At 69.0% G+C, this 232-nt stretch carries 1 pseudogene; it reads right to left on the bottom strand.

Going from position 1 to position 232, the window contains the following annotated elements:
- Positions 1–232, bottom strand: a pseudogene (locus SB816_RS35270) (succinyldiaminopimelate transaminase); the annotation flags it as partial.

Below are 232 nucleotides of genomic sequence, written 5' to 3'. Positions count from 1 at the left end.
CTGGCGTCGATGGCGGGCAGGCTGTAGCGTTCGCTCACCCATTTCGCGATCGCTTCGCGCAGCGCCGGGCTGCCGCCCGTGGCCGGATACACCGACAGACCGTCGAGCGAGGCGACGATGGCGTCGCGGATCAGCGCGGGCGTCGGGTGTTTCGGCTCGCCGATCCCGAAGCTGATGTGGCGCAGGCCAGCATTCGGCGCGACGTCCTTGAAGAGCGCGCGCAGCTTTTCGA

The organism is Achromobacter sp. SIMBA_011 (assembly GCF_046535435.1).
Lineage (GTDB): Bacteria > Pseudomonadota > Gammaproteobacteria > Burkholderiales > Burkholderiaceae_B > Achromobacter > Achromobacter dolens.
Note: the sequence above shows the minus strand (reverse complement) of the source record. Positions and strands in the feature narration are given on the sequence as shown.